General features: G+C 35.9%; 12 protein-coding genes, 2 tRNA genes and 3 rRNA genes. 9 read left to right on the forward strand and 8 right to left on the reverse strand.

Going from position 1 to position 22,743, the window contains the following annotated elements; translation table 11 throughout:
- The first annotated feature begins 17 nt into the window (after positions 1-17).
- The 5 genes from T410_RS16245 to T410_RS16265 all read left to right on the forward strand — a co-directional run bounded on the left by T410_RS16245 (position 18) and on the right by T410_RS16265 (position 4,025).
- A complete protein-coding gene (locus T410_RS16245; protein ID WP_035673816.1) occupies positions 18-1,028 on the forward strand; it encodes a dipeptide epimerase in 1,011 nt (336 codons plus the stop codon).
- Between the two features lie 6 nt (positions 1,029-1,034).
- Positions 1,035-2,060 carry an aminotransferase class I/II-fold pyridoxal phosphate-dependent enzyme gene (locus T410_RS16250; protein WP_035673818.1) on the forward strand — a complete coding sequence of 342 codons (1,026 nt, stop codon included), beginning with the start codon at positions 1,035-1,037 and terminating at the stop codon, positions 2,058-2,060.
- A 64-nt stretch (positions 2,061-2,124) separates the two neighbouring features.
- The gene (locus tag T410_RS16255; RefSeq protein WP_035673822.1) at positions 2,125-2,592 is read left to right on the forward strand and encodes a DUF1456 family protein; all 468 of its coding nucleotides are present in this window, start codon (positions 2,125-2,127) and stop codon (positions 2,590-2,592) included.
- Positions 2,593-3,249, forward strand: a complete 657-nt coding sequence (locus T410_RS16260; RefSeq protein WP_035673825.1) for an NAD(P)H-binding protein — start codon at positions 2,593-2,595, stop codon at positions 3,247-3,249.
- Positions 3,250-3,332: 83 nt separating this feature from the next.
- Complete coding sequence (locus tag T410_RS16265; RefSeq protein ID WP_035673827.1) at positions 3,333-4,025, forward strand: endonuclease/exonuclease/phosphatase family protein; 693 nt, start codon at positions 3,333-3,335, stop codon at positions 4,023-4,025.
- 156 nt (positions 4,026-4,181) lie between these two features.
- Here the strand turns inward: T410_RS16265 and T410_RS16270 are convergent, their stop codons facing one another.
- Both T410_RS16270 and sucC read right to left on the reverse strand, forming a co-directional pair.
- Positions 4,182-5,747 (reverse strand): YdiU family protein, encoded by a 1,566-nt coding sequence (locus tag T410_RS16270; RefSeq protein ID WP_035673829.1) that lies wholly within the window; start codon positions 5,745-5,747, stop codon positions 4,182-4,184.
- A gap of 207 nt (positions 5,748-5,954) precedes the next feature.
- On the reverse strand, positions 5,955-7,148 hold the full coding sequence (gene sucC / locus T410_RS16275; RefSeq protein ID WP_035673832.1) for an ADP-forming succinate--CoA ligase subunit beta: 1,194 nt from the start codon (positions 7,146-7,148) through the stop codon (positions 5,955-5,957).
- A 398-nt stretch (positions 7,149-7,546) separates the two neighbouring features.
- Here sucC and gltB point away from each other — a divergent pair, with 398 nt between their 5' ends.
- The 4 genes from gltB to T410_RS16295 all read left to right on the forward strand — a co-directional run bounded on the left by gltB (position 7,547) and on the right by T410_RS16295 (position 15,626).
- Positions 7,547-12,061, forward strand: a complete 4,515-nt coding sequence (gene gltB, locus T410_RS16280; protein ID WP_035673838.1) for a glutamate synthase large subunit — start codon at positions 7,547-7,549, stop codon at positions 12,059-12,061.
- 2 nt (positions 12,062-12,063) lie between these two features.
- Positions 12,064-13,518, forward strand: coding sequence for a glutamate synthase subunit beta (locus tag T410_RS16285; RefSeq protein WP_035673839.1), 1,455 nt, complete (start codon positions 12,064-12,066; stop codon positions 13,516-13,518).
- Between the two features lie 205 nt (positions 13,519-13,723).
- A complete protein-coding gene (gene lysA, locus T410_RS16290) occupies positions 13,724-14,953 on the forward strand; it encodes a diaminopimelate decarboxylase (protein WP_035673840.1) in 1,230 nt (409 codons plus the stop codon).
- 22 nt (positions 14,954-14,975) lie between these two features.
- Positions 14,976-15,626 (forward strand): SIMPL domain-containing protein, encoded by a 651-nt coding sequence (locus tag T410_RS16295; RefSeq protein ID WP_035673841.1) that lies wholly within the window; start codon positions 14,976-14,978, stop codon positions 15,624-15,626.
- 160 nt (positions 15,627-15,786) lie between these two features.
- On the opposite strand, the gene pafA is transcribed toward T410_RS16295, so the two are convergent.
- The 6 genes from pafA to T410_RS16325 form a co-directional block, all read right to left on the reverse strand.
- The gene (gene pafA / locus T410_RS16300) at positions 15,787-17,403 is read right to left on the reverse strand and encodes an alkaline phosphatase PafA (RefSeq protein ID WP_035673844.1); all 1,617 of its coding nucleotides are present in this window, start codon (positions 17,401-17,403) and stop codon (positions 15,787-15,789) included.
- Between the two features lie 329 nt (positions 17,404-17,732).
- Positions 17,733-17,842, reverse strand: a 5S ribosomal RNA gene (gene rrf, locus T410_RS16305).
- A 144-nt stretch (positions 17,843-17,986) separates the two neighbouring features.
- A 23S ribosomal RNA gene (locus T410_RS16310) occupies positions 17,987-20,870 on the reverse strand.
- Positions 20,871-21,062: 192 nt separating this feature from the next.
- Positions 21,063-21,136: transfer RNA gene (locus tag T410_RS16315), tRNA-Ala, on the reverse strand.
- Between the two features lie 94 nt (positions 21,137-21,230).
- Positions 21,231-21,304, reverse strand: a tRNA-Ile gene (locus T410_RS16320).
- A gap of 124 nt (positions 21,305-21,428) precedes the next feature.
- Positions 21,429-22,743 (reverse strand): 16S ribosomal RNA (locus T410_RS16325); the annotation flags it as partial.

A 22,743-nucleotide genomic window follows, 5' to 3' on the forward strand; every position in this document is an offset into this window, starting at 1 on the left:
TACTAAATCAGATTCAAATGGAACTAATCTTAAGAGAATACAACCTTAAATTAAAACACACCTTTACGATTTCAAGAGAATCGATTGACTTTCAGCCTTCATTGATTGTAGCATTAAAAAGTGAAGGATTTTCAGGTTTTGGCGAAGCGACATCTAATCCATATTATAAGACAACCGTTCCAATGATGATGCAGGATTTAGAGAAAATTCGCTCTGTAATTGAAACTACAACAAATGAAACACCCTCAGCATTTTGGGCAAAAATCCATCGGTATTTAAAAGACGATATGTTTGCTTTGTGCGCTTTGGATATGGCGTATACTGATTTGTATGCTCGTAAAAAAGGAAAGAAATTGTACGAGTTATGGAATTACAACATCGATAAAAATCCATTGACCGATTATACTATTGGCATTGCTTCCATAGAAAAAATGGTGGCTAAAATGAAAGAATTACCTTGGCCAATTTATAAAATAAAATTGGGGACCAAAGAAGATATTGCCATTGTTACTGAACTTCGAAAACATACCAATGCCATTTTTCGAATTGATGCTAATTGTGGTTGGGGCGTGGAAGAAACTATTAATAATGCTATCGAGTTAAAAAAACTAGGCGTAGAATTCTTAGAACAGCCTATGAAAGCAGATAATTGGGAAGGACACAAGGAAGTTTTTAAACATTCGGTTTTACCGATTATCGCTGACGAAAGTTGTATTATAGAAGAAGATGTGGCCAAATGTTATAATCATTTTCATGGTGTAAATGTCAAATTAGTAAAATGTGGCGGACTGACGCCCGGAAGACGAATGATTCAGGAAGCCAAAAAATTAGGTTTGAAAACTATGGTGGGTTGCATGACTGAATCTACTGTAGGAATTTCTGCGATTGCGCATTTATTGCCGCAACTGGATTATGTAGATATGGACGGTGCATTGCTTTTGGCTGAAGATATTGCCACTGGTGTAACCATAGATTTTGGAAAAATAAACTATTCTGAATTAAACGGAACCGGTGTAACTTTAATTTGATTTTAAATGAAAGTCAACCAATTTCCAGATCGAATAGTTGAAGTAGACAACGAAAAATATCTCTATTTTGGAGGAACAGCTTATTTAGGTTTACCAACGCATCCTGAATTTCAAAAACTGCTCATCAAAAATATTTTACAATGGGGAACGGCTTATGGAAGTTCCAGAAGCGCCAACATTCAATTGATTGCTTACGAAAATGGAGAACGCTTTTTAGCTAATTTTATAAGAGCAGAAGCTGCACTTACTATTTCTTCTGGCATGTTGGCAGGGAAATTAGTAATTGAAATACTGACTCCGCAAACTGACTGCTTTTTTCACTTTCCTGATACGCATCCTGCAATAAAAGTCCCAGACAGTTTACCAGTTTTTATTGGAAATGAATTAAATCCTCGTTTACTGGATAATATAACTGAAAGAATTACGATTCTTACGGATTCGGTTCCTTCCTTTCATGTACAGCCAATCGATTTTTCTATTCTGAATTCGATTCCGCCCAATAAAGAAATTACTTTGGTTATTGACGAATCCCATTCGCTGGGAATTTTAGGAACCAATGGTTGCGGAATCTATTCGGCAATTAATCTTCCTAACATTAAAAGAAAAATTACGGTAGCATCTTTAGGCAAAGCCTTTGGATTAACAGGTGGTGTAATTGCCAGCGATTCTGAATTTAATAATCAAATTATAAATCACGATACTTTTGTTTCTAGTGCCGGAATGAACGCTGCATTTGTTCAAACCATGGCTGATTCAGCAGCAATCTATTTGCAACAGCATCAAAAATTAAAAGACAATTTAAAGTATATAGAAACTCATTTAATTAAAAACAGATCCATTCATTTTGACCCAAATTATCCTTTAATCTATCCCGTGATTGAAGGAATTAATGAAATTTTTACTGCGAATAAAATCATCGTTACCAATTTTAAATATCCGACTGACACTAAGGATTTAAACAGAATTGTAATTACTGCCAATCACAAAAAAGAGGATTTGGATAAAATAATTCACATTTTGAACCAAAACTAATTCTAAATCTAAAATTGTGGTCCAATTGCTTTTAAACCGTACCTTTGTAAAAAATTAGAATATGATGACAAACAACGATATCTTTAAAAAACTTCGCGTAGCCTTAATGTTGCGTGATGATCAAATAGTTGAAATATTAGAATTAGTAGATTTTAGAATCACTAAATCAGAATTGGGTGCTTTTTTCCGTGATGAAAAACATGAAAATTATATGGAATGTGGTGACCAGGTATTGCGTAATTTCTTAAATGGATTGGTAATTCACTTGCGTGGAACTAAAGAAAACCCAAAAAATCCAAATGATGTTTTAGCGAAACACAAAGCTCTAATTCCTGTAAAAGAAGGAGCTTCGGAAAGAGCAGAATTCAAAGCAAAACCAAGAGACGAAGAAAGATCAAGAGGCGATGAAAGTCCTTCAAAATCTAAGCCTGCTGCTAAGAAACCGTTCAAAAAACAATTCTCAAAAGGAACTCCAAAAGTTCAAGTTGTTGAGAAAGTAAAATATAATTTCGGCAAGAATAAAAAATCCTAAGTGAAAACGGCCCTAATTATTGGAAGTACCGGTTTAATAGGTTCACAACTATTGAATCTTCTTTTAGATAGCAATGACTATCTAAAAGTGATCACTTTCGTAAAAAGAGACACAGGAATAAAGCATAAAAAATTAACGCAGCACATTATTGATTTTGACAAGCCAGAAACGTATAAAGAATTAGTCGTTGGAGATGATTTCTTTTGCACCATTGGCACAACAATCAAAAAAGCGGGAAGTAAAGAAGCTTTTACAAAAGTAGATTTTGAATATCCTCGTCAGTTTTCCGCTTTTGCATTGCAAAACAAAGTCAAACAATTTTTGATAATATCTTCTCTTGGTGCTGATGCAAAATCCGGAAATTTCTATTTGAAAACAAAAGGAGAAATTCAAGATTTTCTTAAGGATTGTAATTTCGAAAGCGTTGCTGTATTGCAACCTTCACTCCTATTAGGAAACCGAACTGAATTTAGATTAGGCGAAAAAGTGGGTGCTTTTTTTATGAAAATACTTTCCTTCTTATTCCTTGGAAACCTGAAAAAGTACAAACCAATTGAAAGTAAAACAGTAGCCAAAGCACTTTTGAAAATTGCTCAAACAAACAATAAAGGCTTCAAATTATACGAATCAGATGTGATTCAAGAAATTGGAAACTAATACAATATCAAAATCCTGAATGAGAGTTCAGGATTTTTTATTTGCTTATATTTGAATAAAGAATATAGAAATTAAAATCATTTATGAGAATAATTAACTGGAATTGTAATGGAGCATTTAGAAAAAAGTTTAAACAACTTGAGCAATTTGAAGCAGATATTATTGTCATACAAGAATGTGAAGACCCAGAAAGGTCAAACGATCAAAATTACAAAAAATGGGCTGGAAATTTTATTTGGATTGGGGATAACAAAAATAAAGGGCTAGGTATATTTTGCACAGAATCCTTGAAAATATCGAATAATAATTGGGAAACAAACGATCTAAAATATTTTATATCTGCAAATATTAATGATGATTTTAATATAATTGGTTTATGGAATCATCATGCAAATTCACCAACTTTTGGTTATATCGGACAGTTTTGGAAATATCTTCAAATCAATAAATCTTTAATGTCCAAAGCTCTAATTATTGGTGATTTCAATAGTAATAAAATTTGGGACAAATGGGACAGATGGTGGAACCATTCTGATGTAGTAAGAGAATTAGAAGAAATTGAAATTAGAAGTTTGTATCACGAATATTTTAATGAAGAACAAGGCGAGGAGAAATCTCCAACTTTTTACTTGCAAAAAAATATTTTAAAACCATATCATATTGATTATGTATTTGCTGATAAAAAAACCTTTAATAAAATAAAAAGTATTAAAATAGGTCATGAAACAGAATGGCTACAATGGAGCGATCACATGCCAATATTAATTGAACTTTAAATATTTCATCATAAAAAGGACACTATCCTAAAAAGTGTGTAAGTTAAAAAATATAGGGGTTTGACTTTTTAATTAAAGCTGAACCCTTTTTTCAAATATAGTTAAGAACTGGTTGAGGATTAATCCCCAGTTTTGGTAGTATCCCATAAAAAGACTTTAAGAACTACAGCTTAACATAGAACATCCTACTTTATCTCTGGCCCAATCCGGTCTTTTGGCAAACCATTTTTGAAAATTTGGTTGTTCGTCATACGGATTTTTAAGCATTTCAAATAAATCGCTTAATAAAGAATAATCTCCTTTATCTGCGTCATCAATACACAATTGCGCCATGTAATTTCGTAGTACGTATTTAGGATTTACTTTATCCATTTGAACTTTTCTTTCAGAATCCGAAAGTGTTTCTTCATTGATTTGAATGCTGTACTTCTCAAACCAATCGTGCCAATCTTTCAAAATAGTTTCATTCAAATCCTTTTCATTATAAAAAGCATCTTTTATGGCATTGAAAGCGGTTATTGCAGTATCAGTTTTAGTAACATTGCCAAGATTTCTAAAGAAAATAGTCATGTCGGTTTCTACCTTTTCAAGCAATTGAGTCAAACTCTGAATCAAAACGGCATCTTGTTCTTTTTTAATTTGGAAACCGAGCTTATTTTGTATCATATTCAAATACTCCTTTTCGTAATCAACACTAAAAGCATCTAAAATAGATTCCAGCGGTTTAGCCTCCTGAATCAATGGATACAAAGCATTCGCCAATTGATACAAATTCCATAGCGCAATTTCAGGTTGATTCCCAAAACGGTAACGTTTATGCTGTCTGTCTGTTGTATTAGGTGTCCAGCCCGAATCATAATCTTCCAACCAACCGTAAGGGCCGTAATCAATAGTGATGCCGTGAATGGACATATTATCGGTATTCATAACTCCATGAACAAAACCGACACGTTGCCATTCGACTATCATCTTGAGCGTAGTATTAGTTACTTCTTGAAAAAAGGCCAGATATTTTTCGACCCCTTCTTTTTGAATATGAGGAAAATGATGTTTAATGGTGAAATCCGCTAGTAATTTGAGATTAACAAGATCCTTTCGAGAAGCAAACAATTCAAAACTACCAAAACGAATAAAAGAAGGAGCCACTCTACAAACGATAGCTCCTTTTTCGTAAGCAGGATTTCCATTATACAACACATCACGCAATACTTGATCACCAGAAAGCATCAACGAAAGCGAACGTGTGGTAGGAACGCCTAAATAATGCATCGCTTCGGCGCACAAATACTCTCGAATAGAAGAACGCAAAACGGCAAAACCATCTGCAGTTCTAGAATATGGCGTAGGCCCTGCTCCTTTTAGTTGCAAAGTGTATGACTTATTTTCATGAACAACTTCGGTAAGATTGATCGCACGCCCATCACCCAATTGTCCAGCCCAATTCCCAAATTGATGTCCGGCATAACTCAAAGCATACGGTTTTGTGCCTGAGTAAATTGTATTTCCTGAAAAAATATTTAAAAATTCAGTTGAAAGTATATCTTCTTCAGAAAGACCAATAGAATTTGCCACTTCGATTGAAGCATGAATTAGTGACGGATTTGAGGGCTTTTTGGGTAAAACAAAGGAATAACAAGCTTGCTCGACTTGTCTTGGAGTATTTATCTCGCTAGAGTCAGCAGGTAATTCTGTAGTAAAATTATTTTGTATATGAAGTTTCATTTGATAGCAGATTAATACAAACCAGAATAATTAAGATCAGTACCATACAAAGGTATTGGATACATTAGACATATTTGAATTCTTATGATAACTTTAATTGATGACCAAAATCGTTTTGTTTATTAAAATTAAAACTTCATTTAAGTTTACAACAAAAAAATCCTGAGCTTTCACTCAGGATTTTTTAAATATATAACAATTTTCTAATTAAGAAAGTGCTGCTTTTACTTGATCAGCTGCTTCTTGAAATTCAACAGCAGATAAAATTGGCATTCCTGAATTATCGATTAATTCTTTTGCGATAGCTGCATTTGTACCTTGTAAACGAACAATGATTGGCACCTTTATAGCATCACCCATATTTTTGTAAGCATCAACAACTCCTTGTGCCACACGGTCACAACGAACAATTCCTCCAAAAATATTAATCAAAATTGCTTTTACGTTTTGATCTTTTAAGATAATACGGAAAGCAGTTTCAACACGTTTTGCATCAGCAGTTCCACCTACGTCAAGGAAGTTAGCAGGCTCAAAACCAGCATACTTGATTAAATCCATAGTCGCCATAGCTAAACCAGCTCCGTTCACCATACATCCTACTGTACCGTCAAGATCAACATAGTTTAAACCTACTTCTTTTGCTTCTACTTCGATTGGGTTTTCCTCACGAACGTCACGCATATCAGCATATTTCTTTTGTCTGTATAAAGCATTATCATCGATATTTACTTTAGCATCTACAGCCATAATTTTATTGTCAGATGTTTTCAAAACCGGGTTGATTTCAAACATCGAAGCATCAGATCCAATATATGCATTGTATAAAGAATCGATAAATTTTGTCATTTCTTTAAAAGCATTTCCAGAAAGACCTAAATTAAAGGCAATTCTTCTTGCTTGAAAACCTTGTAATCCAACAGAAGGATCAATTTCTTCTGTAAAAATTAAATGTGGAGTGTGTTCAGCAACTTCTTCAATGTCCATTCCACCTTCAGTAGAATACATAATCATGTTACGACCTGTTGCTCTATTCAATAAAACAGAAACATAAAACTCAGAAGTTTCACTTTCGCCAGGATAATAAACATCTTCAGCAATTAAAACTTTATGTACTTTTTTACCTTCTGCAGAAGTTTGAGGTGTTACCAATTGCATTCCAATGATTTGTTCTGCAATTTCTTCTACTTGTTGTAAATTTTTGGCAAGCTTAACTCCACCACCTTTTCCACGTCCACCTGCATGAACTTGGGCTTTTACTACATACCAACTTGTACCAGTTTCTGTAGTTAATTGTTTTGCAGCAGCAACAGCTTCTACTGGACTATTAGCAACGATTCCGCGTTGAATGCGAACCCCGTAGCTAGCTAAAATCTCTTTTCCTTGATATTCGTGTATGTTCATAATATAGAATTTGTCTGGATTCTGAATTTATTTCAGAATAAAAGTGGCACAAAAATAGCAAAATTAAACTTAACTACTATTTTTTTTTATTAAATGTAGCCCCTAAATTTGTACATTTCAAGGTATTCATTGAGCGAAGCAAAAAATATAAAAAATAACAAACATTTTGTTATAATTCTAAAACAAAAATCATCAGTAAAACAATTCTCTCAAAATTATTGCCTCATGACCTTTTAATCCGTTTTCTTTTTATCGAAAAATCAATTCAAATGTATTTAAATACAATTATTGTGATTTATCGCACCTTTTTCTACTATTACTGTAAAAATACGCTCATTTTGGCTTTTGTATTCATTATATGTTACTAAATCTTTAATTTTGTAAAAAAAATATTAAGCATGAAAGTTAAAGAACAAGGCCTTTATTTGCCCGAATTTGAACATGATAATTGTGGCGCAGGATTTATTTGTAATTTGAATGGAATTAAGTCTAATGATATTATTCATAAAGCACTTGATATCTTAATAAAGCTAGAGCATCGTGGAGCTGTAAGTGCAGATGGAAGAACAGGAGATGGAGCTGGAATATTATTTGATATCCCACATATCTTTTTTAAAAAAGTATGTGATTTTGAAATTCCGGAAGCAAGACAATATGCAGTAGGAATGGTTTTTATGCCTAAAAGCATTAACCAAGTAGCTTTTTGCAAAACAACTTTTGAAGATTCTATACGCAATCAAAATTTAGAAATCCTAGGATGGAGAGACGTCCCTGTTGACATTTCTAATTTAGGACAAATTGCAGCTGAAAAAGAGCCAACCGTAAAACAAGTTTTTGTTGGTAAAAATGGATTAGACATTACAGAACAACAATTTAACGCCAAAATGTTTGCTGCAAGAAAAATTGCAGAACATACAATAAGAAATTCAAGAACCTCAGAAAGTCATATGTTCTATTTTTCTAGTTTTTCAACAACTACCATTATATATAAAGGTTTGTTGATGCCAGAAGACATTAGCCGTTACTATACTGATTTATCTGATACTGATTTAGTTACCAGATTAGCTTTGGTTCACCAACGTTTTTCAACAAATACATTTCCTTCATGGGAATTAGCACAACCATTTAGATACATGTGTCATAATGGAGAAATCAATACCCTTCGTGGTAACATTAGCAGAATGCGTGCTCGTGAAGAATTGATGCAAAGTGATGTATTTGGCGATGATTTGAAAAAATTATTCCCTATTATATTAGAAGGAAAATCGGATTCAGCTTCTATGGATATGGTTGTCGAGTTGTTATTAATGACTGGACGTTCTTTACCAGAAGCAATGATGATGGTTGTTCCTGAAGCTTGGGAAAAACACCAAACAATGTCGGAAGACAAAAAAGCATTTTACGAGTATAATGCTTGTATCATGGAGCCTTGGGATGGTCCAGCTTCTATACCTTTTACAGATGGTAACGTTATTGGTGCCTTATTAGATAGAAATGGTTTGAGACCATCTCGTTATACACTTACAAAAAGTGGCTTCGTAATTATGTCTTCAGAAATTGGTGTTCTTGACATCAAACCGGAAGATGTAGTACAACATGGTCGTTTAGAGCCAGGAAAAATGTTTTTGGTAGACATGAACGAAGGTAGAATCATTGAAGATGATGAAATCAAAAATTCAGTAGTTACCAAACGTCCGTACAAAAAATGGTTAGATGAGAATTTATTGCAATTAGCTCAAATTCCTTATACTAATAATCCAATACCAACCGAAAAAATAGACTTTGCTACTAGACAACGTTTATTTGGTTATACAATTGAGGATTTAAAAACAATCATAAACCCTATGGGAGCTCAAGGTAACGAAGCCTTAAGTTCTATGGGTAACGATACTCCATTAGCGGTTTTATCAGATCAACCACAATTATTATACAACTACTTCAAACAATTATTTGCTCAGGTTACCAACCCACCATTGGATGGTATTCGTGAAGAAATCATTACTGATATCAGCTTGGCAATTGGAGGAGATTTTAATATTTTTGATATTGAGCCTAAACATTGTAAGAAATTAAAAATCCAGAATCCAGTTATTTCAAATGAGGATTTAGATAAAATAAGAAATATTGATCATGCTGATTTCAAATCGGTGACTATTTCTACTTTATACGATATCGAAAAAGGAGTAAATGGATTAGAACGCGCTTTGGAAAGAGCAGTTCAAGCTACTTTTAAAGCAGTTTCAGAAGGTTGCAATATTGTAATCATTTCAGATAGAGGTGTGAGCGAAAAAATGGCTCCAATACCTATGTTATTGGCTTGTTCTTATATTCATCATTCACTAAATATTCTAAAAGTTCGTTCGAAATTTGGAATCATAATTGAATCTGCTGAACCACGTGAACCACATCATTTTGCATTATTATTTGGTTATGGCGCAAGTGCAATAAATCCTTATATGGTAAATGAGATTATTCATGACCAAGTTAACGAAGGTTTTATTACTGGTGTAAAAGCAGATTATGCGATTAAAAATTATAATAAAGCGATTGCAAAAGGAATTCTTAAAATCATGAATAAGATTGGTATCTCTACTTTACATTCGTATAGAGCTGCTCAAATTTTTGAAATTTTAGGATTAAATAAAACATTCACTTCTAAATATTTCCCTTATACCCCTTCTAGAATTGAAGGAATTGGTCTAATGGAAGTGGAAAAAGAAATCAAAAAAAGATATCAAAAAGCTTTCCCAAATTCAAAAGTGGCCAATTTATTGTCACTTGAAATTGGAGGAATCTACAGATGGAGAAGAACCGGGGAAAAACACATGTTCAACCCAACAACTATTTCTAAGTTACAACAGGCAGTTAGATTAAATAGCCCAGAAAGTTATAAGGAATACTCCAATATGGTCAATGACCAAAGTAAAAACCTAATGACTATTAGAGGTTTATTTGAATTCAATAATTTAGATCCAATTTCTATTGACGAAGTAGAACCTTGGACAGAAATTGTGAAAAAATTCAAAACTGGAGCCATGTCTTATGGATCTATCAGTCAGGAAGCCCACGAAAACTTGGCAATTGCCATGAATAGAATTGGTGGAAAAAGTAATTCTGGAGAAGGTGGAGAAGATCCTAAACGTTTCCAAAAAGACTTAAATGGTGATTCTAGAAATAGTGCTATTAAACAAGTTGCTTCTGGAAGATTTGGAGTGTCTATCAACTATTTGACAAATGCCAGAGAGATTCAAATAAAAATGGCTCAAGGTGCAAAACCTGGAGAAGGTGGACAATTACCAGGAGAGAAAGTAGTGCCTTGGATTGCTGCTGTAAGAAATTCAACTCCTTATGTTGGACTAATTTCGCCTCCGCCACATCACGATATTTACTCTATTGAAGATTTATCACAATTGATTTTTGATTTAAAAAATGCCAATCGTGAAGCACGTATTAACGTTAAGTTAGTTTCTGAAGTTGGTGTTGGAACAATCGCTGCCGGTGTTGCTAAAGCAAAAGCTGATGTGATCTTGATTTCAGGATACGATGGAGGTACTGGTGCTGCACCATTAACTTCACTACAACATACAGGTATTCCTTGGGAACTTGGACTTGCCGAAGCACAACAAACTTTAATCTTAAATGATTTAAGAAGTCGTGTAGTTTTAGAATGTGACGGACAATTAAAAACAGGACGTGATGTAGCTATCGCTGCTTTACTTGGAGCTGAAGAATTTGGTTTTGCAACAGCACCGTTAGTAGCGTCTGGTTGTATCATGATGAGAGCTTGCCACTTGAACACCTGTCCAGTTGGTATCGCTACTCAAGATCCAGAATTGAGAAAAAATTTCAAAGGAACTCCAGAGCACATCATTAACTTCATGTATTTTATTGCTGAGGAGTTAAGAGAAATTATGGCGCAACTAGGATTTAGAACACTAAAAGAAATGGTGGGACAATCTCAAAAATTGAATGTCAACAAAGCTATTAAACATTATAAAGCAAGTGGATTAGATTTATCTACCATTTTATATAAACCAGAAAAAGCTAAAGTTGTTCCAAATCATAATACAACAACACAAGATCATGCTTTAGATAATGTACTTGATTTTGAAATTATAAAAGCAGCTATTCCTTCTATTTATAGAAAAGAAAAAACAAGAGTTACTTTTGATATCAAAAACACGGATCGTTCTGTTGGTGCAATATTAAGTAATGAAATTTCAAAAATATATGGTGCACAAGGTTTACCGGAAGACACGATATTAGTAGATTTTGAAGGTTCTGCCGGACAAAGTTTTGGTGCTTTTGCAACCAATGGTCTATCATTCAAAATTCATGGAAACTGTAATGATTATTTAGGAAAAGGGCTTTCAGGTGGTAAATTGATTATCAAAGTCCCTCCTACTGCAACATTCAAACCAGAAGAAAACATAATAATTGGTAATGTTGCGCTTTATGGAGCAATTACCGGTGAAGCTTATATCAATGGTATGGCTGGAGAACGTTTTTGTGTTAGAAATTCTGGAGCAACTGCAGTTGTTGAAGGAATTGGAGATCATGGATGCGAATATATGACTGGAGGTACTGTTGTAGTTCTTGGGAAAACCGGAAGAAATTTTGCTGCTGGTATGAGTGGTGGTATTGCTTATGTTTTTGATCCAAATAAAAAATTCGATGCTACTGTATGTAATATGGAAATGGTTGCTTTTGAAACATTAGAAGAAGAGGATATAACTAAACTGAGACGTTTAATTAAAAATCATTCTATGTATACAAATAGTCCATTGGCAAAAAGAATTTTGGCTGATTGGGAAAATCAACAAAAACACTTTATAAAAGTAATGCCGACTGATTACAAAAAAGCATTGAAAAGATTAGCAGAAGAAAAGAAAATTGAAGAACTAATAGCATAGTCATGGGTAAGATAGGTGGATTTAAAGAATATAGTAGAACTGACGAAAATAATATAGCTGTTGTAGAACGTGTATCAAACTATAATGAGTTTACAATTCCGTTAGCAAAAGATAAAATAAAAGAACAAGGATCAAGATGTATGGATTGTGGAATTCCTTTTTGCCATAGTGCTTGTCCGTTAGGAAATTTAATTCCTGATTTTAATGACATGGTGCATCAAGAAGAATGGGAAAGTGCATTGGAGATCTTACAATCTACAAACAATTTCCCTGAATTCACAGGAAGATTATGTCCTGCTCCATGCGAAAAGTCATGTGTTTTAGGTATAATCAGTGAACCAGTAGCTATTGAAAATATTGAAAAAAATATTATCGAAAGAGGTTTCGCAGAAGGATGGATAAAACCACAAATTCCAGCGATAAGAACTGGCAAAACGGTAGCTGTCATAGGCTCTGGCCCTGCTGGTTTAGCGGCTGCACAACAATTAAATCGTGCAGGACATACCGTTACCGTTTTTGAAAGAGATAATGCTATTGGTGGATTATTACGTTACGGAATTCCTAATTTCAAATTAGAAAAAGGAATTATTGACAGACGTGTTGCTGTTTTAGAAGCTGAAGGAATTGTATTTAAAACCAATGTAAACGTTGGAGTAAATTTAAGTATTGAAGAATTAAATTCTTTTGATTCAATCGTACTATGTGGTGGTGCAACTGAAAGAAGAAGCTTACCTACAAAAGGAATTGAAAGCAAAGGAGTTGTTCAGGCAATGGACTTTTTAACACAACAAACTAAAGTATTATACGGAGAATCTATACCAGATCAAATCAAAGCAACTGGTAAAGATGTTATCGTTATTGGCGGTGGAGATACTGGTTCAGATTGTGTTGGGACTTCAAACAGACACGGTGCAAAATCAGTTACTAATTTTGAGATTTTACCAAAACCACCAGTTGGAAGAAGTGAAACTACTCCTTGGCCTTTTTGGCCATTACAATTGAAAACTTCATCTTCTCATGAAGAAGGTTGTGACAGAAACTGGTTAATCAATACCAAAGAATTCATTTCTAACGAAAAAGGAGAATTAACAGGATTAAAAACTGTTGAAGTAGCTTGGAAAATGACACCTGGTCAAAGACCTGAATTGATAGAAAAAGAAGGATCAGAAAAAATTTGGCCTTGTGATTTAGCTTTACTAGCACTTGGATTTACAGGTCCTGAAAAAACATTAAGTGATCAATTAGGATTGGAAGTAGACTTTAGAAGTAACTATAAAGCAAATAATTATCAAACAAATGTAGCTCATATATTTACTGCCGGTGACATGAGAAGAGGACAATCACTGATTGTTTGGGCAATATCTGAAGGTCGTGAAGCTGCTCGAGAAGTAGATAATTATTTAATGGGTTTCACAAATTTACCAACTAAAGGTAATGGTGATTTACCTAGTTTATAATAAAAAATAATTTTGTAAAATCCCTTGATAAAAATAATTATCAAGGGATTTTTATTTTCATAAAAGTTATAAAAAACAAACAAACAAACAAACAAACCTTATTAAATGTTACATTAATAACATTTTGTTATATTTTGTTAAAACCCATACTTTTATTTGTTTGTATTGATAAAGAATAATAAATTTGCCTAAAAATAGAATCAAAATGCAAGGAAAAGACTTATTACAATTAGCAGAACAATTCGGTAGTCCGTTATATGTTTATGATGCTGAAAAAATACAATCTCAATACAATAGATTAACAAAAGCTTTTTCAAAAGTAGATAAGTTGCGCATTAATTATGCAATGAAGGCACTTTCAAATGTAGCCATCCTTCAATTACTAAAAGAAATGGGATCTGGATTAGACACCGTATCCATTCAAGAAGTATTGTTAGGACTTCATGCAGGATATGAGCCTGAAAAAATATTCTACACGCCTAATGGAGTTTCTTTGGAAGAAATTGAAGAAGTTTCTGCTATGGGAGTACAAATCAACATAGATAACTTATCCATTTTAGAACAGTTTGGTACAAAATATCCATCCGTACCAGTTTGTATCCGTATAAATCCGCACGTAATGGCGGGTGGAAATGCAAATATTTCTGTCGGTCATATTGATAGTAAATTTGGTATTTCAGTTCATCAATTACCTCATTTAGTTCGTATTGTAGAAAATACAAAAATGAATATTGTTGGTATACACATGCACACTGGTTCTGATATTCTTGACATAGAAGTATTTTTATATGCAGCAGAGATCTTATTTGATGCCGCAAAAAACTTCAAGAATCTTGAATTTTTAGACTTTGGAAGTGGTTTTAAAGTGCCATACAAAAAGGATGATATCGAAACCGACATTGAAGAATTAGGAAAGAAACTTTCAAAAAGATTCAATGCTTTTTGTACAGAATACGGTAAAGAATTAACATTAATATTTGAACCTGGTAAATTTCTGGTAAGTGAAGCTGGTTTCTTTTTAGCCAAAGTTAATGTAGTAAAACAAACCACATCAACAGTTTTTGCAGGAATAGATAGTGGTTTTAATCACTTAATTAGACCAATGTTTTATGGTTCACAACATCATATTGAAAACATATCACACCCAAAAGGAAAAGAACGTTTTTATTCAGTTGTAGGATATATTTGTGAAACTGATACTTTTGCAAATAATAGAAGAATATCTGAAATAAAAGAAGGCGATATTTTATGTTTTAGAAATGCAGGTGCCTATTGTTTTTCTATGGCATCTAATTATAATTCAAGATACAAACCAGCAGAAGTGTTGTGGATGAAAGGTGAAGGGCACTTAATTCGAGCGCACGAAACCTTTGAAGATTTATTAAAAAATCAAATTCCATTACCAATATATGACACAACAGTTAAATATATATAATTATTAATTTTAAAATAGAATTATGTCAAAACAGTTAAGTTTAATTATAGTAGCCTTAATTTTATCTTTAGGTCTTATTATTTCAACAACTATATTTTCTTACTCCTACTTTAATTTTGAAAAGGAAATAAATAGTTCTCATAAACAAAATTCGATTGTAGTTGTAGGATTTGCCGAAAAAAATTTACTTTCCGATTTAGCGGTTTTAACAGGCTCTATAAATTCTGAAAATGAAATAATAAATTTTAAAAAATACCTTATCACGCAGGGTATAAAATTAGAAGAGATTACTTTTGATAAAAAATATTTTAAAATCCAATCAGAATTTGTACACAAAGTTGATAATTTATATAAAAATATTTCTATTTCTCAAAAATACAATGTAAAATTTGACAGACCTCAATTCTTTGTTAAAAATACAGAAGAAATAAAACTTAGTTTATTAGTAAGTGCTACTAAAAATGCTCGAGATAAAGCAGATATTATTGCTAAAAGTTCAAATAATAAAATAGGAAACCTTGTTAGTTCAGACACCGAAAAGGTAACTTATAGTAATATAAATTCTGAAACAGAATATATAAATCCAAATGAACTTGATATTTTTTCAAAACAAAAGAAAATTAAAATGTATATTAAACAAGAATATCTTTTTGAAAACAGAAGTTTAGAATAATATATTTGCTTTTATACCAACAAGCTATTTCTTATACAAAGTCAAATCTCTGGCTTGTTTAAAACCCCGCACTAAATAAAGAATCCCATTTCATTGTTCATTGAAATGGGATTTTTTTTATATACTAATTAGCATTATTTATAATATAAACTAAATATTTTTATTTCACATCTAGTACTTCTTCCAAAACATTAGCTTCTGTTCCGTTTGGAAGAGGAATTTTTATTTTTTGAGCAATAGTAGGTGCTATTTGTGTGATAAATTTCTTTGCAAATGATTCACCATGCTTAACATGCCAACCGTAGAATATTGCCGGTACATGTGTATCGTAGCTATATGGTGTTCCATGTGATGTGCCAGTCCCTTGATATTCTATATAGGCAGCCTTATCCAGAATGACAACATCACCATCTTGTGTTGCATCGTATCCTTTAGTTATCAAATTAAGATAATAATCATTTCCAGTAGAACCAAGAATTTCTTCTTCAGTATAAACTCTTTTAACTTGCTCCTGGGTCATTAAATAGTCTTTAAAAGACTGTTTAACTTTATTCAAATCAAGCCCTTTGGACTTAATAATTTCTTTATTAAAGAAAAGATTAAAATTAGAATAATTTAAAATTAAATCTTGTCCAAAAATGGCAATAGAAAAATCTTTTAATCCTTTAATAATATCTTTTGGATTGATGCTTTTTACATTGTATTTATTATCTCTAAGATAGTTTGCATTTTCAGCTCCTGCATGATCTGCAGTAAGAAAAAGCAAATAATTATCTTTTCCTACCGTTTTGTCTAAATAAGCTAAAAACTCAGCTATTGTCTGATCTAAACGCAAATAAGTATCTTGTAACTCCATAGATCTTGGCCCAAGTAAATGTCCTACATAATCAGTAGAAGAAAAACTAACAGTCAGGAAATCGGTAATAGTATCTTTCCCTAATTCTTCTTTTTCAATTGCTTTCATTGCAAATTGTGCCAAAAGATTATTACCAAATGGAGTAGAACGTATTACTCCTGCATCATTTTTATCATACATATCTTTTAAATTATATGGAAATACAGGTGCAGTAGCATTGTACAATTTCCCTTCATAAGGATTATCATCTGCGAGGCTTTCGTTATAAGTTGATAAAGGTTTGAATAAATTCCAACCTTTAGTTATATAAGACATATATCTTTTTTCTTGATTGAATTGTGTAACCCAATCCGGTAATGCTGAACCATAAAAAGAACTGGAAATAAAAGCTCCGGTTTTACTGAACCAAAAAGCCCAATTAGCAAAATGTCCTGCTGGTAAAATAGCACCACGGTCTTTTAAACTCATTCCTATAACTTTTCCTTTAAAATTAGTAGCCAATCGCAATTCATCAGTAATAGTAGTGCTTAGTAAATTCTTAGGAGACATTTCTCCCTCTTTCACTGTTCCATCTCCAATTGTTTGTACCGAAACATCATCTGTACAGTACATTTCTTTACCCAAAGTTCTACTAAACCATTCATTTCCCACAATTCCATGTGTTGAAGGAGTAGTACCAGTATAAATAGAGGCATGCCCAGGTGCTGTATAAGTAGGCATATAATTATAATGCATATTTTGAAAAGTATATCCATTATTCATTAATTTTTTAAAACCGTTAGGCGAAAAATCATCCGAAAAACGATATAAATATTCCATCTTCATTTGATCTACAACAATACCAACAACTAATTTAGGTCGTTCTTGAGCCTGCATATTCAAAGACATAATAAATGTCAAAAACAAAATAATTTTTTTCATATTGTATTTTTATATAGTTCAACAAAAATACAATTTAATGTTATAAAACAAGTCTGAATCTGAACTAAAGCCTTATGAATTAATCTTTCCTTAACCTCATATAAAATGAACTTAATTCTAGCATAGTTTTGAATTATATCAGTTTATTCCGCGGAAAAAATTTCTATTCAAATAAATGAACAGGATTTAATAGAATCTGAACGTGTTCAGATTAAAGAAAGGTTACGAACCAAGGTGTTAGCACAACATGTCACACCATTTCAAAACAAAAAATCCTCATCAAATTAATGATGAGGATTTAATAGAATCTGAAACCAGTTCAGATTAAAGAAAGGCGACGACATACTCTCCCACATAACTGCAGTACCATCTGCGCAGGCGGGCTTAACTACTCTGTTCGGGATGGGAAGAGGTGAGCCCCGCCGCAATAACCACCTTAAGAGGTTATAATTGCTTTGGGCAATTATTGTAACAATTGACGATTTATAATTGACAATTAACTACATAATATCTTAACATACTGAGATAAAGAAAACAAAAAGTGTTGAGAAAGTTTCTTCCCCGGGTTACCCCGGGGAAAAGCGTACATAAGCTTACGGATTATTAGTACTACTCGACTATGACATTACTGCCTTTACATCTATAGCCTATCAACGTGGTCATCTCCCACGATCCTTAAAAGAAATCTCATCTTGTGGTGGGTTTCGCGCTTATATGCTTTCAGCGCTTATCTCTTCCAAACGTAGCTACTCTGCGATGCCACTGGCGTGACAACAGATACACTAGAGGTTTGTCCAATTCGGTCCTCTCGTACTAGAATCAGATCCACTCAAATTTCTTGCGCCCACAGTAGATAGAGACCGAACTGTCTCACGACGTTCTGAACCCAGCTCGCGTGCCACTTTAATGGGCGAACAGCCCAACCCTTGGGACCTTCTCCAGCCCCAGGATGTGACGAGCCGACATCGAGGTGCCAAACCCCCCCGTCGATATGAGCTCTTGGGGGAGATCAGCCTGTTATCCCCGGCGTACCTTTTATCCTTTGAGCGATGGCCCTTCCATGCGGAACCACCGGATCACTATGCTCTACTTTCGTACCTGATCGACCTGTATGTCTCTCAGTCAAGCTCCCTTATGCCATTGCACTCTACGCACGGTTACCAAGCGTACTGAGGGAACCTTTAGAAGCCTCCGTTACTCTTTTGGAGGCGACCACCCCAGTCAAACTACCCACCAAGCAATGTCCCCCGCAAAACGGGGTTAGGCCTCAGATAAACAAAGGGTTGTATTTCAACAATGACTCCACAACGCCTAGCGACGCCACTTCACAGTCTCCAACCTATCCTACACATCATTTATCCAAGGTCAATACTAAGCTATAGTAAAGGTGCACAGGGTCTTTTCGTCCCACTGCGGGTAAGCGGCATCTTCACCGCTACTACAATTTCACCGAGCTCATGGCTGAGACAGTGTCCAGATCGTTACACCATTCGTGCAGGTCGGAACTTACCCGACAAGGAATTTCGCTACCTTAGGACCGTTATAGTTACGGCCGCCGTTTACTGGGGCTTCAATTCAATGCTTCTCCGAAGATAACATCTCCTCTTAACCTTCCAGCACCGGGCAGGTGTCAGGCCCTATACTTCATCTTACGATTTTGCAGAGCCCTGTGTTTTTGATAAACAGTCGCCTGGACCTCTTCACTGCGGCCAGCATTGCTGCTGGCGACCCTTCTCCCGAAGTTACGGGTCTATTTTGCCTAATTCCTTAGCCATGAATCTCTCGAGCACCTTAGGATTCTCTCCTCGACTACCTGTGTCGGTTTGCGGTACGGGTACTTATTACCTGAAGTTTAGAGGTTTTTCTTGGAAGCCCTTAGGCGCACTATCTCTTTGTCCGAAGACTCCGAGTACTATCGTATTTCCCCAAGCCGCGTGGATTTGCCTGCGCAGCTTATAGGTAGGTACTTCAACGAACTATTCCGTCAGTTCGCGGCGCTTTCATCACTCCGTCACCCCATCACAGTAATAACTAGTACGGGAATATTAACCCGTTGTCCATCGACTGTCCCTTTCGGGTTCGCCTTAGGTCCCGACTAACCCACAGCTGATTAGCATAGCTGTGGAAACCTTAGTCTTTCGGTGTGCGGGTTTCTCGCCCGCATTATCGTTACTTATGCCTACATTTTCTTTTCTAACCAGTCCAGCATGCCTTACGACACACCTTCAACCCTGTTAGAATGCTCCCCTACCACTTACAATTAATTGTAAATCCATAGCTTCGGTAATACGCTTATGCCCGATTATTATCCATGCTCGTCCGCTCGACTAGTGAGCTGTTACGCACTCTTTAAATGAATGGCTGCTTCCAAGCCAACATCCTAGCTGTCTGGGCAGACAAACCTCGTTCTTTCAACTTAGCGTATATTTGGGGACCTTAGCTGATGGTCTGGGTTCTTTCCCTCTCGGACTTGGACCTTAGCACCCAAGCCCTCACTGTTATGAAACATTATATAGCATTCGGAGTTTGTCAGGAATTGGTAGGCGGTGAAGCCCCCGCATCCAATCAGTAGCTCTACCTCTATATAACTTTATGCATAACGCTGCACCTAAATGCATTTCGGGGAGTACGAGCTATTTCCGAGTTTGATTGGCCTTTCACCCCTACCCACAGGTCATCCGAAGACTTTTCAACGTCAACCGGTTCGGACCTCCACTATGTGTTACCACAGCTTCATCCTGCCCATGGGTAGATCACACGGTTTCGCGTCTAACACTACTGACTAAAGCGCCCTATTCAGACTCGCTTTCGCTACGGATCCGTGGCTTAACCACTTATCCTTGCCAGCAACGTTAACTCGTAGGCTCATTATGCAAAAGGCACGCCGTCACCCCACGAAAGGGCTCCGACCGCTTGTAAGCGTATGGTTTCAGGATCTATTTCACTCCGTTATTCACGGTTCTTTTCACCTTTCCCTCACGGTACTGGTTCACTATCGGTCTCTCAGGAGTATTTAGCCTTAGCGGATGGTCCCGCCAAATTCAGACAGGGTTTCACGTGCCCCGCCCTACTCAGGATACCACTATCGTTATCTTCTATTACTTATACAGGGCTATCACCTTCTTTGGCTCTACTTTCCAGTAGATTCTAATTCTATCCGCAACAAATGTCGTGGTCCTACAACCCCAACAATGCCGTAACATCATTGGTTTGGGCTAATCCGCGTTCGCTCGCCACTACTTACGGAATCACTTTTGTTTTCTTCTCCTCCGCCTACTTAGATGTTTCAGTTCAGCGGGTTTGCCCACCTATCGGTGTACTATGTCTTCAACATAGTGGGTTGCCCCATTCAGGTATTTACGGATCATATCGTGTGTGCCAATCCCCGTAACTTTTCGCAGCTTATCACGCCTTTCATCGCCTCTGAGAGCCAAGGCATCCCCCATACGCCCTTATTTTGCTTATTGTACCAACACATTAATTAAAATGTGCCGTTTCTTCTACTTGTCTATAAATAAACAAGCAAAAAATGCTTTCTACTTTTTATTATTTTCTTATCTCAATATGTCAATGAACTTTTTCTTTAGGTATGAATTATTAATTATAAAGTCGTAAGTCATACTTACTACCCAATCCTTAATAATTACTACTCAAGATAGTGGAGAATAACGGAGTCGAACCGTTGACCTCCTGCGTGCAAGGCAGGCGCTCTAGCCAGCTGAGCTAATCCCCCAATCTATTTATGAATTGTGAATTATGAATTATGAATTTTCACTTCATAACTCCTCAACTCTAGAATTTCTTCTTTTCTTTTAAGTCTAAAATAGTTGTCTCGGACAGACTCGAACTGTCGACCCCTACATTATCAGTGTAGTACTCTAACCAGCTGAGCTACGAGACACTCTTATTCTTAAATGGTATTATTTGAACTAACAGCAAGAGTAATAAAATATTGGCATTTGTTTCCAACTTGAACTTTCGTCTTCTTTCCCTAGCGTGTATAAATACTAACACTAAGGCTCTAGAAAGGAGGTGTTCCAGCCGCACCTTCCGGTACGGCTACCTTGTTACGACTTAGCCCTAGTTACCAGTTTTACCCTAGGCAGCTCCTTGCGGTCACCGACTTCAGGCACCCCCAGCTTCCATGGCTTGACGGGCGGTGTGTACAAGGCCCGGGAACGTATTCACCGGATCATGGCTGATATCCGATTACTAGCGATTCCAGCTTCACGGAGTCGAGTTGCAGACTCCGATCCGAACTGTGACCGGTTTTATAGATTCGCTCCTGGTCGCCCAGTGGCTTGCTCTCTGTACCGGCCATTGTAGCACGTGTGTAGCCCAAGGCGTAAGGGCCGTGATGATTTGACGTCATCCCCACCTTCCTCACAGTTTGCACTGGCAGTCTTGTTAGAGTTCCCGACATGACTCGCTGGCAACTAACAACAGGGGTTGCGCTCGTTATAGGACTTAACCTGACACCTCACGGCACGAGCTGACGACAACCATGCAGCACCTTGTAAATTGTCTTGCGAAAAGTCTGTTTCCAAAACCGGTCAATCTACATTTAAGCCTTGGTAAGGTTCCTCGCGTATCATCGAATTAAACCACATGCTCCACCGCTTGTGCGGGCCCCCGTCAATTCCTTTGAGTTTCATTCTTGCGAACGTACTCCCCAGGTGGGATACTTATCACTTTCGCTTAGCCACTGAACTTGCGCCCAACAGCTAGTATCCATCGTTTACGGCGTGGACTACCAGGGTATCTAATCCTGTTCGCTACCCACGCTTTCGTCCATCAGCGTCAATATATTAGTAGTAACCTGCCTTCGCAATTGGTATTCCATGTAATCTCTAAGCATTTCACCGCTACACTACATATTCTAGTTACTTCCTAATAATTCAAGTTTAGCAGTATCAATGGCCGTTCCACCGTTGAGCGATGGGCTTTCACCACTGACTTACTAAACCGCCTACGGACCCTTTAAACCCAATGATTCCGGATAACGCTTGGATCCTCCGTATTACCGCGGCTGCTGGCACGGAGTTAGCCGATCCTTATTCTTACAGTACCGTCAAGCTACTTCACGAAGTAGTGTTTCTTCCTGTACAAAAGCAGTTTACAATCCATAGGACCGTCATCCTGCACGCGGCATGGCTGGATCAGGCTTGCGCCCATTGTCCAATATTCCTCACTGCTGCCTCCCGTAGGAGTCTGGTCCGTGTCTCAGTACCAGTGTGGGGGATCTCCCTCTCAGGACCCCTACCCATCGTAGCCTTGGTAAGCCGTTACCTTACCAACTAGCTAATGGGACGCATGCTCATCTTTCACCGATAAATCTTT

Origin of the sequence: Flavobacterium sp. 83, from assembly GCF_000744835.1 — a bacterium.
Lineage (GTDB): Bacteria > Bacteroidota > Bacteroidia > Flavobacteriales > Flavobacteriaceae > Flavobacterium.